Below are 15,982 nucleotides of genomic sequence, written 5' to 3'. Positions count from 1 at the left end.
CTCCTATAAGTCGTAAAAAGTCATTTCGCTTGTTTCGTCTAAAGACAGGCCGAATTCATTGTTGTAATAGCGTTCATCCAAATAATAAATGCCAGAATCTTCAATGGTTTCGTGTAAGGCGTTTTCTTTTTGCAATTTATCCCAAACGTTAGGGAAGACGTTCACGCTGTAACGCTGGGCTTTTTTCTTTGCTTCATACATTTCTTTTGGATCCCATTCGCCGCAAAGTTTGGCAATGAGTTCCACGCCCTCACCATACGGCACAATCACGGCATGGGTCGGCGCGTCTATGGCTTGGAAAGCACGCCCTGCACTTTTGAAGGATTGCATTAGCAACGGCAACGGTTTGCTTCTTTGATTATTTTTTTCACCATAAGGATTCAGCGCGTTATCGCTCAACCAATCCAGCAGTGAACCCGTTGCGCTGTTTTTGACGGAATACGACATTTCATCGCTGCGCTGGTAAAAATAGTATTCAAAATAACGCTCCATCGCGGCAGGCTGCAAAATATCCTGTCCGACAAAATCGCGAAACACGCGCTCGGCATGGGTTTTGCCTGCCTGAATATCGGGTAATATCCGCGTAAAATCTTGCTCTTGCAAATTCAACACCCAAACCTGCCCTTTGCCTTCTTTCTCGCCGTGCCGGTTGCAGCGCCCTGCTGCTTGGGCAATGCTGTCTAATCCGCCCAAGGCACGAATCACGCAAGCCATCGAAATATCCACGCCTGCTTCAATCAACTGGGTGCTGATGCAGATAACGGGTTGTTTGTTTTTCAGACGAGCTTTGATGGTGTCAAAAATCGCTTTTCGGTGCGCCGCGCATTGGTTGGTGCTTAAATGAAACAAGGTCTCGGGCGGCACGTTCTGCCCCTTGCAATACTGATAAAGCTCCTGCGCCCATTTTTTGGTATTGACGATAAACAGGCAGCTTGGGGTCGTCTGAAACTGTTCCAGCAAAAACGCGCCCGCTTCTTCCACATTCCAGCCGCCTGCTTTTTCGTTGAATCGGATTTCCACACGCGACAAATCGGCAAACAATTTGTCCAAATCCTGATGCTCGCCCATGATTTCGGCATGTGCAGGCTGCTTTAACAAACCTCGTGCAGCAATGCTTTCCCTTTTATCTTTTGGGAAATTCTGCAAGCCCGATTCGCCAAGCAAAGGCTGCGTCGCCGTACACAAAACCGCCGTGCTTTTGCCAAATGCCGTCAACCAGTTCAGCACATTGCAAAACAAATGTACGCATTTCACGGGCAGGGTTTGGATTTCATCAAAAATCAGCACCGCATTGGTCATCGGGTGGATATGCCGCGCGCCGCGTGTGCCGCCGCCAAACCATGCGTCCAAAAACTGCACCATGGTGGTAAACACAATAGGCTTATCCCAGTTTTCGGACAGCAGTTTGTCCTGCCAGCTTTGTTTTTCAGGTTCTAAATTGGAATGGTGTTCGAGCACCCAATCTTCGCCGAGAATTTCGCGCACGGCTTGGGCATTTTGATCGATGATGGAAGTATAGGGAATGATGTAGATAATGCGGTCGAGATAGTGTTTTTGCGCATGATGTAGAGCATAGCGCAGGCTGGCCAATGTTTTGCCACCGCCGGTCGGCACAGTCAGTGTATAAATACCTTGAGAATCGGCTGCTCTTTTTAGGCAGTCGTCTGAAATTCGACGGCGGATTTCGTCAATGGGATAACGGTTTTCAAAGCTCGCCAGATGTGTTTCCAATTTATCAATAGCCGGGTGCCAATCTGGTTTTTCAGTCAAGCGGCGGACTTCTTTTTGCGCTTCCCGCTCAAAATCTGAGCTGTTGATACGGTCGGCATCAATCAAGCAACTGAATAGGAAACGGGTCAGGCAGCCAAGATAAAATTCTTTGATTTTTTCATTGATTCTTGAGTCGGAAAGAATCGGCTTCACCGCTTTGAGCAGGCTGCGAATTAGATTTTCTCCTGCCAATTCATGTGCTTTTTGCTGAACAGCTTTATCGGCATTTTGCTCGCATTCCGCCAAATGCGTCAATTCGTCCTCTTTTTCAAACCGTTTTTTCCATACGGCGTTGCCTTCGCCGTCCAAACAGTCGATCAAGCCTTCACCGTGGTGCGATGCAATGCACAACCCCAGCATTTGCCCGAACAATTCGCCGATGCCCTGCGCCACACCGAATTTTCTCAATTCGCGGTAAACCCATTGCGCACCGGCGGTGGAATGATCCACTTTACTGCCGTTCGGCGTACTTTCTTCATCATCCAAATCAGGATTAAACAAACCGGTTTCATCGTGGATATATTTTTGGAATTTTCGGGAATATTTACCGAAATCGTGCATGAGTCCGAGTAACTCGCCCACTTGATCTAAATCCAGCTTAGCTGCCAATAATTTGGCGATCTCGGCAGTTTCCGTCAGATGGGTTTGCAAAGATTGAGGTTGCCCGTCCGATTTGCGGACATGGGCGATGTAGTTAAGATTCATCACTTGCTATTTATCAAAAATAAAATTGCACCCTACACCACCATCTAAATATTTTCAACAAAATATATACAAACTATGAATAATAGCAATTAAATGAAATAACTATCATAATAATTACAATAAAATATTTTTATTAGCATCTCTTTCAAAATATATTCCTTAAACACAATATCGAAAATGAAACTACTGCACAATCAATCAGGCGGATTATTTGTGTGGCGGCATGACCCAACGGCACGGGGGCAATGATTTGCCAGATCGAAAAACCAAGCAGCGACAGCATAGCGCAGAGAATCCAAAAACGGTATTTTTGTCCAATGGTTTGACGAGAGCGGTATGGCCGGCGGCGGGCGGTGTGGAATACAAAGTACAGGCAGGCGGTTACGCCTATTACACCGCCGCCGTATTGCAGCCATTTAAAGATTGGCAGAAACAATACGGTTTGTTGCAGCACGGGGAAATGCTGTACAAACCAGCCGGTGGGGTGGGTAAACGCATCAAGGAAAAGATGGGTGGCCATGCCGAATAAGGCGTTCGGTATAAAGGAAGCCGCTTTGAGTTTATTAAAATCTACATTTTCAGACGGCCTATAGGGGGCGGCATTCAGGCAATTGGGTAAAAAATCAGACAAAGTGTCCCGCCACAGGGCAAGATAAAACCAATAAACCGCGAAGCACAACGGCAGGTTCGGCCACAGCATATCAGCCAAACCATGTCCGCCGGATACGGCACGTCCATGCAGAAAATAGACGAAATCAGGAGAAAGGCTTCCGATGACCAATGCGGGGAAATGGCAATAACGGCAGCGTGAAAACGGCAAAACGGCAACCGGGTGGGCAAGGGTAAACGGCATATTTTGAAATCCGATGATGATGCGTAAACATGATTTTAGCGCAGCCGGAAGAGTAGAAAATATCGGATTTGATTGCAGGCAGGACAATTTTCTATGTTTACGAAGAGAATAAAAAATCTGAAAAACTAGTTTGTTCAAACCGGTTTTTCAGACGGCCTTTTACTGAGCTTCTGGAATATTATGAATAAACGGACAATAAATTTGGCAGCCCGCTCCCATCCGTACAACAAGGGGCGCAGGCTGCCGATTCTTGGCTGATAAAAATACTTCCTCAGACGGCTAATTTTTCTCAAACTTCAAATAGCGCAACAGCAAACCTAAGCCCAAGAAACTGCATACCAGATAAATGACGTTGGAAATGCCGTGCCACATACCGAAAGAACCGCCCAACAACGAAAGCAGCCAGTTTTCCGTGCCCGCCTTATGTGCCGCGATAACGGGGGCCATCAAGAATTGGTTGGCTGCGGTCAGCAGCAGCAGGAGGATAATGAATTTCGGTGCCACCTTACCGTTGTTGGAAAACGAACGGTTGCGGTTACTCCGCACCACCAGCCAAGCCATGGCCCAGACCAGCAGGCCGAAATAATTGTTGATTGAAAACAGCACGCCGGCGATGTTCCCCGCTTCCTGCTTGCCAAGCCGTTCAAACAAAACCGGTGCGGCCACATAGCCCGCCATTACCTGCATACCCAGCCACAGGCCGGTCAGCAATGCGCACAATCGGTTCATTATTTCCTCCTGAAATTCAAGTCTGCCTGCATACTAACACAATTTTCAGACGGCCTGAGGCACAAGCCGCCCTATACCAGATTCGAACCGTCCTTAGGATGCAGATAAACGAAAACCCAGCTTGCACAAAAAGTAATCGCACCTATAACCAAAAACGTATATTGGAAAGCCTGATGCACATTGCCCGTCCGCGGATTGCCGCTGCCGAAAAAATTGAGCAGCAGCGCACCCAGCGCGATGCCGAAACTGATGGCCAACTGTTGGTTTACCGCCATCAGGCTGTTGCCGCTGCCTTCCATCTGCGGCCGCAAATCGGCCAGGGTCAGCGTATTCATCGACGAATATTGCAGCGAATTGCACATACCGAGCACAAACAGAACCGGCACAATCAGCCAAACCGGCGTAGACGCATCCGGCAAAGCCATGGACATAATCAGCAAGCCGATAATGCGGGTATTCCAAATCAGCACCCTGCGATAGCCGAAACGGACAATCAGCGGCTTCACAAACGGCTTGGTCAGCAAAGCGGCCAACGCCACAGGCGCAAGCATCTGTCCCGACACACTCGCACTGCGCATAAAGGCCACCTGAAGCAGCAAGGGCATCAAAAACGGCATCGCCCCCATGCCCAACCGGCTGATCAGGTTGCCCAAAATCCCTAAACGGAACGTCCGCACCAAACGCAGGCGCGGCGGATACAGTGCGAGGTCGCCGTCGTGCCGCGCATGCCGCCAATAGCACCACAAAGCCGCCAAACCGCCCGTGCCGCACAAAGCGGAAAACAAACGTGCGCCCGGATGCATCAGCAATTCAACCGACAGGCTCAACCCCATCGCCGCCGCACCGAAAAGTAAAAAACCGGTCAAATCGAAATGCGGCACGCTGCCCTCTGGCGCGGAAAAATCAGGCATGATTTTCGCTGCCCCAACAATGCCTGCCAAACCGATGGGCACATTGATCAAAAACACCCAATGCCAACTCGCATATTCCACCAAATAGCCGCCCACCAGCGGACCGGCTATCGGCCCCAGCAGCGCAGGCATCACGACGAAATTCATCCGGTTGATCAACTCGGCCTTATCGTAAGCCCGCAGGATAATCAGCCTCGGCACAGGCACCATCATCGCCCCGCCCATCCCCTGCACCACCCTGGCGAACACCAGCAGCGGCAGGTTCGGTGCCGCCGCGCACATCAGCGACCCCAGCACGAATAACGCCATCGAAACGGAAAACACCTTCTTCGTGCCGTAGCGGTCGGTCAGATAACCGCTCATCGGCATAAACAACGCCAGCGTCAGCGCATAGGAAATCACCGCCGACTGCATATTCAGCGGCGACTGCTGCAAATCCGCCGCCATCTGCGGCAGCGCGGTATTCAATACCGTCGCATCCAGCATCTGCATAAAAATACAAACCGCCAACAGCAGCGGCAACCATCTGGACGGTGTGGCAGCCATATCCGGCCTCCTCTTAAATAACAGGCCGTCTGAAAAACGGCTTTCAGACGGCCTCATCATAACGCACTAAGCGTTTTCGTTCACTTCGGCAAGCATCGCCTGCAACATCGCTTCGATATCCGATTTTTCCCGCTCGGAATACACATCCGCCGCCAACAGGATATTCCGCGCCTCCAGCAAACCTACCTTCCGGTTATGCTGCACGAAACACACACAGCCTAAAAAAGGCACGCCGCCGTTTTTCAAGCGGACAAGCTCTCCGGCCAACACCCGCCCCTCCAACATCGGCAGGCTTTCCGCATACTGTTTTATTTCGCCGACCGTTTTCATCGTCCGCACCTTTTCAGACGGCCTTATCCTGTTTTTTCACATCCACCAGCCGCGTACCCGCCAAATAATCGTATAAAAACTGACGGTCGGCGTTTAAAAGCGCGAAACCCCACGGCAGAATCCACCAAATCAAAGCCGCACCGCCCGCCGTTTTCGGCGGCACGCCCATCCCGCGGTTCAGCGCAGCATAAGCCAGCATCGGCACAAAAACCAAAAACACGCAGGCCCAAATAAAGCGCAGCCTCAGCAGGTTCAATGGCGGCCGGACACCCATCCGGTCGCACAAACCGATACGCCACACCTGCATCGCCAGCGTCTGCCCCTTCTTATGCCAGTTTATTTTGAAATACAGCCACCAGGCATACAGAATCACCAGCGTTACCAGCAGGCTGCTCAACTGCGGTGCGGACTGATTGAGGAACAAAGCCAGAATCCCGGCAGGGATAAAGGCCGCGCAACTGACCGCGCCAATCAGCAATAATTCGTAGCACAAAGCCGCAAACCGGCGTTTCAGCGGCGCGGCGGGAAGCATATTTTCATTCATCGTAACACCAATCATCATATAGTAAATTCAAATAAAAACCCTCCATACCGTCATTCCCGCGCAGGCGGGAATCCAGACTTCAATTTGTCGGGAACGCTTAGAGAAGACCGTTGCATAGCCGAACTTCCGCACTCCCGCCTGCACAGAGCGCGAAGCAGGCCGGCGGCGGCCAAACAATAGTCGGAGGCTTCTTATTTCAATTCACTGCCATCACACGGAACAGGCGCAAACGGCAGGCCGCCTTTCAGACGGCCTTCACGAAAAATGCCTTTCCAACGCCGCAGAGGCCGTCTGAAAAACATCCGCGCCGTCATACGGGTCGAGCAGCGTATCCGCTTCCGTCTTGCGCAGCCAAGTCAGCTGCCGCTTCGCCAACTGGCGGGTGGCGGCAATACCGGCATCGACAAAAGCACCGTAAGCGCAGGCACCGTCCAAATAATCCCACGCCTGGCGGTAACCCACGCAGCGCATCGAATTGTGTTCCGCCGTCAATGACGGATACTCCGCTTTCAGACGGCCTACTTCTTCGATAAACCCCTGCTCCAACATCAACCGGAAACGCCGCGCAATCGCCTCGTGCAGCAACTCGCGCCGCTGCGGGAACAAAACCAGCGTATGCAGCCGCAACGGCACACGGTAGGCCGTCTGCACCGCCAAATGGTCGCTCAACGGCCGCCCGGTCAGCAGGAAAACCTCCAACGCCCGTTCGATGCGCTGACTGTCGCCCGGCTTCAACCGTGCGGCGGTGGCCGCATCCACCTCGCACAAACGGCGGTACAACCCCTCAAGCCCCTGCTCCGCCTTCTGCGCCTGCAACTGCGCCCGCACGCCGGCATCGGCCTGCGGCAAATCGTTCAAACCGTTTACCAGCGCGTGAAAATACATCATCGTACCGCCGACAATCAGCGGCATACGCCTGCGCGCACTGATTTCGCCGCACAGGCGCAGGCAGTCGGCGGCAAACTCTGCCGCGCTGTAAGACTGCAGCGGCGAAATGATGTCGATTAAATGATGCGGCACGGAAGCCAGCTCTTCGGCCGTCGGTTTGGCCGTCCCGATGTCCATCCCGCGGTAAACCAAAGCCGAATCCAGGCTGATGATTTCCAGCGGGAAACGCTGCGCCAAACGCAATGCCAGCCCGGTTTTGCCGCCGGCGGTCGGCCCCAAAACGGCAAAGGCTTTAGGAAAATCCATAAATTCGCCAATACGGATGCAAATTGAAAGGCGGCATTATAACAGGCCGTCTGAAAACCTTTTCCCCGCTTTTCAGACGGCCTCCGCCACACTTCTTCCAAAAACCGCCGTCCGCAGGCGTATAATCCGCCCGTATACGGAGCCGCCGCCGGTCAAAACGGCAAAGGCCGTCTGAAAACCCGAAAAGGAACAAAAACATGCAAATCATCCACACCGTCCAAGCCCTGCGCGAATGGCGCAAAACCGCCGGAACGGTTGCCTTCGTCCCCACCATGGGCAACCTGCACGAAGGCCACCTCGCCCTGGTGCGCGAAGCGAAAAAACGCGCCGGCAACGTCGTCGTCAGCATATTCGTCAACCGCCTCCAATTCGGCCAGGGCGAAGACTTCGACCGCTACCCGCGCACCCTGCAACAGGACGCCGACAAACTGGCCGGCGAAGGCGTGGCCGTCGTCTTCGCGCCCGACGAAAAAGAACTGTATCCGAACGTCGAACAACGCTACAACGTCGAACCGCCGCACCTGCAAAACGAACTGTGCGGCAAATTCCGCCCCGGTCATTTCCGCGGCGTGGCCACCGTAGTTTCCAAACTCTTCAACATCGTCCAACCCGATTACGCCTGCTTCGGCAAAAAAGACTACCAGCAGCTTGCCGTCATCCAAGGCCTGACGGAAGACCTGAACTTCAACATAGAAATCGTCCCCGTCGATACCGGCCGCGCTTCAGACGGCCTCGCGCTTTCCAGCCGCAACCAATACCTGAGCGAAGCCGAACGCGCCGAAGCCCCGCGCCTCTACCGCGAACTGCAGGCCGTCGCCGAAGCGGTTAAAAACGGCAACCTCGCCTACGCCGAACTGGAAAACGCCGCCCGCCGCCGTTTGGAAGAAAACGGCTGGACTGTAGACTATGTGGAAGTCCGCCGCGCCGACACGCTGGAAACCGCCCACGCCGGCGACAAACACCTGGTCGTACTGGCTGCCGCCCGACTGGGCGCGACCCGTCTGATCGACAACGTCGAAATCCGCCTGGATTAACCGCAGGCCGTCTGAAAAACACCTTTCAGACGGCCTCCCAACCACAAGGAGAAAACCATGCATCCGATTCGAGAACCCGTCCGCAGCGGCCTGCTGCAGGTATCCGCCATCCATCAAATCTACTGGGAAGAAAGCGGCAACCCCGACGGCATCCCCGTCATCTTCCTGCACGGCGGCCCCGGCGCGGGCGCATCGCCTGCCTGCCGCGGATTTTTCAACCCCGAAAAATACCGCATCGTCATCATCGACCAGCGCGGCTGCGGCCATTCCCTGCCCTACGCCGAAACCCGCGAAAACACGACTTGGGATTTGGTGGCCGACATTGAAAAAGTACGCGAAATGCTGGGCATCGAAAGCTGGCTGGTATTCGGCGGCTCTTGGGGCAGCACCCTCTCGCTGGCCTACGCCGAAACCCATCCCGAACGCGTGCGCGGGTTGATTCTGCGCGGCATCTTCCTCTGCCGCCAAATCGAAATCGACTGGTTGAGCGAAGCCGGCGGCGTAAGCATGGTTTACCCCGAACAATGGCAACGCTATCTGGCCGCCATACCGCCGGAAAAACACGGCGCGCTAGTGCAAGCCTATTACGAACTGCTCCAATCGCCCGATCCCGCCGTCCACCTGCCGGCCGCCAAAGCCTGGGCAGACTGGGAAAGCTGGCTGATTCAGTTCGAACCCAAGCCTGTGGACGAAGACGCACAGGCTTCCTTGGCCATCGCGCGGCTGGAGAACCATTATTTCGTCCACCAAGGTTGGCTGCAGGGCGACAAAGCCATCTTGGCCAACGCCCACAAAATCCGCCACATCCCCACCGTTATCGTGCAAGGCCGCTACGACCTCTGCACCCCCACCCGCAGCGCATGGGATTTGAAACAGGTGCTGCCGCAGGCCGATTTGCGGATAATCCAGGGCGGACACTCCTCCTTCGAGCCCGCCCTGTCGGCCGCGCTGGTGCAGGCGGCGGATGAATTTGCCGAACGCCTGTCAAAATAAGTCCGCCCCCCAACCTCAATGCAACAGGCCGTCTGAAAACCGCACAGCCGTTTTTCAGACGGCCTTCCATTTGGTCGCCCGGTTGCAAAATCCCTTTGAATTCCGCCGTCAAACAGAGTACATTCACGCTTTGCCCGCAAATCTTCACGGAACACAACAATGGATAAATTCAGCAAATCCGCCAAACTCGACCACGTCTGTTACGACATCCGCGGCCCCGTACACAAAAAAGCCCTTCAACTTGAAGAAGAAGGCCACAAAATCCTCAAACTCAACATCGGCAACCCCGCCCCGTTCGGCTTCGAAGCACCCGACGAAATCTTGGTGGACGTTATCCGCAACCTGCCGACCTCGCAAGGCTACTGCGACTCCAAAGGGCTGTATTCCGCCCGTAAGGCCATCGTCCACTACTACCAAACCAAAGGCCTGCGCGACATCACGGTAAACGACGTTTACATCGGCAACGGCGTGTCCGAGCTGATTACCATGTCCATGCAGGCACTTTTAAACGACGGCGACGAAATCCTGATTCCCGCGCCCGACTATCCGCTGTGGACGGCTGCCGCCACCTTGGCGGGCGGCACGGTACGCCATTATCTGTGCGACGAAGAAAACGGCTGGTTCCCCGACCTTGCCGACATGGAAGCCAAAATCACGCCGAAAACCAAAGCCATCGTCGTCATCAACCCCAACAACCCCACCGGCGCGGTGTACAGCAAAGAAATCCTGCTCGAAATCGCCGAGTTGGCACGCAAGCACGGCCTGATTATCTACGCCGACGAAATTTACGACAAAATCCTCTACGACGGCGCGGTACACCACCACATCGCCGCCCTCGCCCCCGACCTGCTGACCATCACCTTCAACGGCCTCTCCAAAGCCTACCGCGTGGCCGGATTCCGCCAAGGCTGGATGGTGCTCAACGGCCCGAAACACCACGCCAAAGGCTATATCGAAGGCCTCGATATGCTCTCATCCATGCGCCTGTGCGCCACCACGCCGATGCAGCATGCGATTCAGACGGCCTTAGGCGGTTATCAAAGCATTAACGAACTGATCCTGCCCGGCGGTCGCCTGCTCGAACAGCGCAACAAAGCCTACGAACTGATTACCCAAATCCCCGGTATTTCCTGCGTCAAACCGATGGGCGCGATGTATATGTTCCCGAAAATCGACACCGAAATGTACAATATCCATGACGACATGAAATTTGTCTACGACCTTTTAGTGCAGGAAAAAGTATTGCTGGTGCACGGCACGGGCTTCAACTGGGTCAAACCCAACCACTTCCGCATCGTTACTCTGGCCTACAGCCACCAAATCGAAGAAGCCATAGGCAAACTGGAACGTTTTCTGAAACATTACCGCCAATAAGGCGCAATACCAAGAGGCCATCTGAAAGCATTTGCAGCTTTCAGACGGCCTCTTTTTATTCAGGCAGTTTCAGGCTGTTTCAGCCCGGTTTATGCCGGCCAAAAATTGCGCGGCGCATCCAACACGGGTTTCACGATGCCGGTGCGCACGGCAAAATCGCCGAAGCCCTCATCTTTCAGACGGCCTTTCGCCCACGCCCCTATCCAATCATCCAAAAGCTGCAGGATTTCCGGCTCGGTAATATTTTCCTTAAACAAACGCGGAATGCGCGTGCCTTCACGGTTGCCACCCGTATACAGGTTGTAGCGGCCGACCGCCTTGCCCACCAACCCGACTTCCGACAGCATGGTGCGGCCGCAGCCGTTCGGGCAGCCGTTCACACGCAATACAATGTGTTCTTCCGGCAGGCCGTGTTTCGCCATCAGGCCGTCCACATGGTCGATAAACGCCGGCAGGAAGCGTTCGGCTTCGGCCATGGCCAGCGGGCAGGTCGGCAGCGCGACGCAGGCCATGCTATTTTCGCGCTGGCGGGTTACGCCGTCGCTAATCAGCCCGTATTTGCGGGCAAGGGCTTCGATTTTGGCCTTGTCGCGGGCGGAAACGCCGGCCACAATCAGGTTTTGATTGGCGGTCAGGCGGAAGTCGCCCTTGTGGATTTTGGCGATTTCGCGCATACCCGTTTTCAGCGGGCGGTTCGGCATATCGGTGATGCGGCCGTTTTCGATAAACAACGTCAGATGCCATTTTTTGTCTTCGCCCTGCACCCAGCCGATGCGGTCGCCGCGCGTGGTGAATTCATAAGGACGTATCGGCCGGAACTTCGCCCCCATGCGGCTTTCCACTTCTTCGACAAACACATCCAAGCCGACGCGCTCGATGGTGTAGCGGGTTTTGGCGTTTTTGCGGTCGCTGCGGTTGCCCCAGTCGCGCTGCACGGAAACCACGGCGGCGGCGCAGTCCAACACTTTGTCCAAACCGATAAAGCCGAATTCGCGGGCGGTGTTGGGGTAGGTTTTGTGGTTGCCGTGTTCGATGGACAAGCCGCCGCCGACCAGCACGTTGAATCCGGCCAGCCTGCCGTTTTCTTCGATGGCGACAAAGTTCAAATCGTTGGCGTGCAAATCGACGTCGTTGTGCGGCGGAATAACGACCGTGGTTTTGAATTTGCGCGGCAGGTAGTTTCCGCCCAAAACGGGTTCGGCCGCGTCGCCGCTTTTCACGGCTTCGGGCAGCGGGGCGTTGCCGGTGTTTTCGGTGGATTCGACTTTTTCGCCGTCCAGCCAGATTTCGGCATAGGCGCGGGTTTTCGGCAGCAGGTGCTCGCTGATTTTCTTCGCCCATTCGTGCGCTTCTTTGTGCAGCCCGCTTTCAATCGGGTTGCTGGTACATAAGACGTTGCGGTTGACGTCGCCCGCCGTGGCGATGGTGTCCAAGCCCAGCTTGTTCAACCATTGGTGCACGGCTTTGATGTCGGGTTTGAGCACGCCGTGGTATTGGAAGGTCTGGCGGTTGGTCAGGCGGATGGAGTTGTAAAGGGTGTGGCTGTCGGCAAACTCGTCTATGCCCAGCCACTGCTTGGGCGTAATCACGCCGCCGGGCAGGCGGCAGCGTATCATGACGTTTTTCAGGCCTTCCAATTTTTGCTCGTTGCGTTCGGCGCGGATATCGCGGTTGTCCTGTTCGTACATGCCGTGAAAACGGATGAGCTGGAAGTTGTCGCCGTTGAAGCCGCCGGTCAAGCCGTCGTTCAGGTCTTCGGCAATCGTGCCGCGCAGGTGACGGCTTTGGCCTTTAAGCCTTTCGTTGTCGGCAAGCGGGGTATCGGGGAGTTTGGCGCGGGGGTCGGTCGTGGTGGTCATGGCATTCCTTGGATTTATGCTTGTTCGGGATGCCGCCACTGTAATCAGGCCGTCTGAAAAAAGGAAAGAATGCTTGTTTGTAAGCAAAGACGAGTTGGTTATAAAAAGGCCGTCTGAAAAATATGAGCCCTGCCGCGCTTATTGCTTTCAGACGGCCTGTGTTAGAATACGCCGTTATCGCTTGCAAAAAGCCCCTAATTAGGTCCAGGAATCAATATGCTCACTCAATTAGCTAAAAAAATATTCGGCAGCCGCAATGACCGGCTGTTGAAACAATATCGAAAAACAGTAGAGAAAATCAATGCGTTGGAAGCCGAAATGCAGGCTTTGGATGACGCCGCGCTACAGGCCAAAACAGCCGAATTCAAACAGCGTATCGCCGACGGGGCCGATTTGGACAGCATTCTGCCGGAAGCGTTTGCCGTCTGCCGCGAAGCATCCAAACGCGTTTTGGGCATGCGCCACTTCGATGTCCAGCTGATCGGCGGCATGGTGCTGCACTACGGCAAAATCGCCGAAATGCGTACCGGTGAGGGAAAAACGCTGGTAGCCACCCTGCCCGTATACCTCAATGCCCTGTCTGGCGACGGCGTACACGTCGTTACCGTCAACGACTACCTTGCCCAGCGTGATGCGGCCACGATGGAGCCGTTGTACAACTTCCTTGGCCTGAAGGTGGGCGTGATTATCAGCGATCTTGAGCCTTTCCACCGTCAGAATGCGTATGCCGCCGATATTACCTACGGCACAAACAATGAATTCGGCTTCGATTACCTGCGCGACAATATGGTTGCCGACCAATACGACAAAGTGCAGCGGGAGTTGAACTTTGCCGTAGTGGATGAAGTGGACTCCATTTTGATTGACGAAGCCCGTACGCCTTTGATTATTTCCGGCCAGGCAGATGACAACGTCCAACTTTACCAAATAATGAATCAAGTGCCGCCCCAATTGTTCCGTCAAGAAAGCGAAGAAGGCGAAGGCGATTATTGGGTGGACGAAAAAAACCACAGCGTCATCTTAAGCGAAGCAGGACACGAACATGCAGAAGAAATTCTGACTAAAATGGGTCTGCTGCAAGAAGGCGATTCGCTTTATTCCGTCAGCAATATTTCCCTGATGCACCATTTGATGGCCTCACTGCGGGCTCATACCCTCTTCCATAAAGATCAGCATTATGTGATCCAAGACGGCGAAATCGTCATTGTCGATGAGTTTACCGGCAGGCTGATGTCCGGCCGCCGCTGGTCTGATGGTCTCCATCAGGCAGTAGAAGCAAAAGAAGGCGTTGAAATCAAACGTGAAAACCAAACCTTGGCTTCAATCACCTTCCAAAACTATTTCCGCCTCTATAAAAAACTGTCCGGCATGACCGGTACGGCCGATACGGAAGCATTTGAATTCCAAAGCATCTACAACCTCGAAACCGTTATCATCCCGACCAACCGCCCGATACAACGTAAAGATTTCAACGATCAGATTTTCCGTTCGGCCGAAGAAAAATACGAGGCTGTGGTTAAAGATATTGCAGAATGCTACAAACGCGGGCAACCGGTTTTAGTTGGTACGACCAGCATCGAAAATTCAGAATTGGTTTCCCATTTGCTAAATCAACAAGGCATCCCCCACAATGTCTTGAACGCAAAAGAGCACCAACGCGAAGCCCTCATTGTGGCCCAAGCCGGTAAAGTCGGCGCGATTACCGTTGCCACCAATATGGCCGGACGCGGTACCGACATCGTACTTGGAGGTAACGTCAAACATCAGGCAGATGCCATCCGTGCCGATGAAAACCTGAGCGAGGAAGAAAAAGCAGCACGTATCGCCGAACTGGAAAACGGCTGGCAAGAAGAACACGACAAAGTCATGGAGGCAGGCGGTCTGCATATCATAGGCACAGAGCGTCACGAAAGCCGCCGTATCGATAACCAGCTGCGCGGACGCGCCGGTCGTCAGGGCGACCCTGGTTCTAGCCGTTTCTACCTTTCATTCGAAGATCCTCTGTTGCGCCTGTTTGCCCTAGATCGTGCTGCCGCCATCCTCAATCGTTTAGCACCGGAACGCGGTGTAGCCATCGAGGCTGGTATGTTGACCCGCCAAATCGAAGGCGCGCAACGAAAAGTAGAAGGCCGAAACTTCGATATGCGCAAACAAGTGTTGGAATATGATGATGTTGCCAATGACCAGCGCAAAGTAATCTATTTCCAACGCAACGACATCCTCTCCAACCCAAATATCAGCGATCTGGCAAAAGAATTCCGGCGTGAAACCATCTATTCCTTAGTAGACAACTATATGCCGGCAGACAGCATGGAAGAACAATGGGACTTGCCCGCACTGGAAGCGCAATTAGCCAGTGACTTCCGTTTAAATGTCGATATTCAAGGTTGGCTGAAAGAAGACAACACTCTTGATAACCAAGATATTAAAGAACGTTTATTGGCGCAAGTAGAACAGGAATATGCCGAAAAAACCGAATTGGTGGGCGATATAAACATGCAGGGATTCGAACGCAACGTAATGCTGCAAGTGATCGATACACAATGGCGCGAACATCTCTCCGCTATGGATTACCTACGCCAAGGTATCCACTTGCGCGGCTATGCCCAAAAGAATCCCAAACAGGAATACAAGCGCGAAGCATTTGAAATGTTCCAAAACTTATGGAGCAATATCAAGCATCAAATTGCATCTCTGCTGATTTCGGTACAAATACAGATGAACGAAAATGTTGTGGAAGAAAGTGAGCCTGGGAATTTGGATAATCTTAATACTCATGCCTTCCAGGCTGATGCGCCGAATATGGAAGAAATCCTGTCACAATCTCAGAGTGAACTGGTATCTGAAGCCTTCGATCCAAATGATGATGAAAACTATACCCCAGAGGCATTAACTGCACGCGGCTTAATTGTTCATCGTAATGACCCCTGCCCCTGTGGCAGTGGCTTGAGATATAAACAATGTCACGGAAAATTGGTTTAATTTAGAACGATATAAAATAAAAACCGATAGAGAAAAACCGTCTCTATCGGTTTTTATTCAGGCTATAAACTAACTAGTAATCTGAGACCTTTGCAAAATCCCCCCAAAATCCCCTAAATTCCCACCAGAACATTTAGGGGATTTCTCATGAGCACCTT

General features: G+C 53.3%; 12 protein-coding genes. 4 read left to right on the top strand and 8 right to left on the bottom strand.

Annotated features, from left to right (window positions below; all coding sequences use genetic code 11):
* Positions 1–3: 3 nt before the first annotated feature.
* The 7 genes from cas3 to miaA form a co-directional block, all read right to left on the bottom strand.
* The gene (cas3, locus tag ACTHSL_RS06395; protein ID WP_440380778.1) at positions 4–2,475 is read right to left on the bottom strand and encodes a CRISPR-associated helicase Cas3'; all 2,472 of its coding nucleotides are present in this window, start codon (positions 2,473–2,475) and stop codon (positions 4–6) included.
* Between the two features lie 145 nt (positions 2,476–2,620).
* Positions 2,621–3,328: a DUF4184 family protein gene (locus ACTHSL_RS06390; RefSeq protein WP_440380777.1), complete on the bottom strand. Its 708-nt coding sequence runs from the start codon at positions 3,326–3,328 to the stop codon at positions 2,621–2,623.
* Positions 3,329–3,607: 279 nt separating this feature from the next.
* Entirely contained in the window at positions 3,608–4,057 is a 450-nt protein-coding gene (locus ACTHSL_RS06385; protein ID WP_440380776.1) for a DUF4149 domain-containing protein, read from the bottom strand.
* Positions 4,058–4,128: 71 nt separating this feature from the next.
* Positions 4,129–5,514, bottom strand: a complete 1,386-nt coding sequence (locus ACTHSL_RS06380) for an MFS transporter (protein WP_440380775.1) — start codon at positions 5,512–5,514, stop codon at positions 4,129–4,131.
* 66 nt (positions 5,515–5,580) lie between these two features.
* The gene (locus ACTHSL_RS06375; protein WP_440380774.1) at positions 5,581–5,844 is read right to left on the bottom strand and encodes a hypothetical protein; all 264 of its coding nucleotides are present in this window, start codon (positions 5,842–5,844) and stop codon (positions 5,581–5,583) included.
* Between the two features lie 13 nt (positions 5,845–5,857).
* Entirely contained in the window at positions 5,858–6,406 is a 549-nt protein-coding gene (locus ACTHSL_RS06370) for an RDD family protein (protein ID WP_440380773.1), read from the bottom strand.
* A 237-nt stretch (positions 6,407–6,643) separates the two neighbouring features.
* A complete protein-coding gene (miaA, locus tag ACTHSL_RS06365; protein ID WP_440380772.1) occupies positions 6,644–7,582 on the bottom strand; it encodes a tRNA (adenosine(37)-N6)-dimethylallyltransferase MiaA in 939 nt (312 codons plus the stop codon).
* A 197-nt stretch (positions 7,583–7,779) separates the two neighbouring features.
* Between miaA and panC the strand changes: the two genes are divergently transcribed.
* The 3 genes from panC (at position 7,780) to ACTHSL_RS06350 (ending at position 10,983) form a co-directional block, all read left to right on the top strand.
* On the top strand, positions 7,780–8,616 hold the full coding sequence (panC, locus tag ACTHSL_RS06360; RefSeq protein ID WP_107853743.1) for a pantoate--beta-alanine ligase: 837 nt from the start codon (positions 7,780–7,782) through the stop codon (positions 8,614–8,616).
* Positions 8,617–8,673: 57 nt separating this feature from the next.
* Positions 8,674–9,609, top strand: a complete 936-nt coding sequence (gene pip / locus ACTHSL_RS06355) for a prolyl aminopeptidase (RefSeq protein ID WP_440380771.1) — start codon at positions 8,674–8,676, stop codon at positions 9,607–9,609.
* Between the two features lie 159 nt (positions 9,610–9,768).
* Positions 9,769–10,983 (top strand): pyridoxal phosphate-dependent aminotransferase, encoded by a 1,215-nt coding sequence (locus tag ACTHSL_RS06350; RefSeq protein WP_440380770.1) that lies wholly within the window; start codon positions 9,769–9,771, stop codon positions 10,981–10,983.
* A gap of 89 nt (positions 10,984–11,072) precedes the next feature.
* On the opposite strand, the gene cysI is transcribed toward ACTHSL_RS06350, so the two are convergent.
* On the bottom strand, positions 11,073–12,842 hold the full coding sequence (cysI, locus tag ACTHSL_RS06345; protein WP_440380769.1) for an assimilatory sulfite reductase (NADPH) hemoprotein subunit: 1,770 nt from the start codon (positions 12,840–12,842) through the stop codon (positions 11,073–11,075).
* Between the two features lie 216 nt (positions 12,843–13,058).
* Between cysI and secA the strand changes: the two genes are divergently transcribed.
* Positions 13,059–15,824, top strand: coding sequence for a preprotein translocase subunit SecA (gene secA, locus ACTHSL_RS06340; RefSeq protein WP_440380768.1), 2,766 nt, complete (start codon positions 13,059–13,061; stop codon positions 15,822–15,824).
* Positions 15,825–15,982: the final 158 nt, after the last annotated feature.

The sequence above is a fragment of the Neisseria sp. P0008.S010 genome (genome assembly GCF_051962715.1).
Taxonomy (GTDB): domain Bacteria; phylum Pseudomonadota; class Gammaproteobacteria; order Burkholderiales; family Neisseriaceae; genus Neisseria; species Neisseria elongata.
Note: the sequence above shows the minus strand (reverse complement) of the source record. Positions and strands in the feature narration are given on the sequence as shown.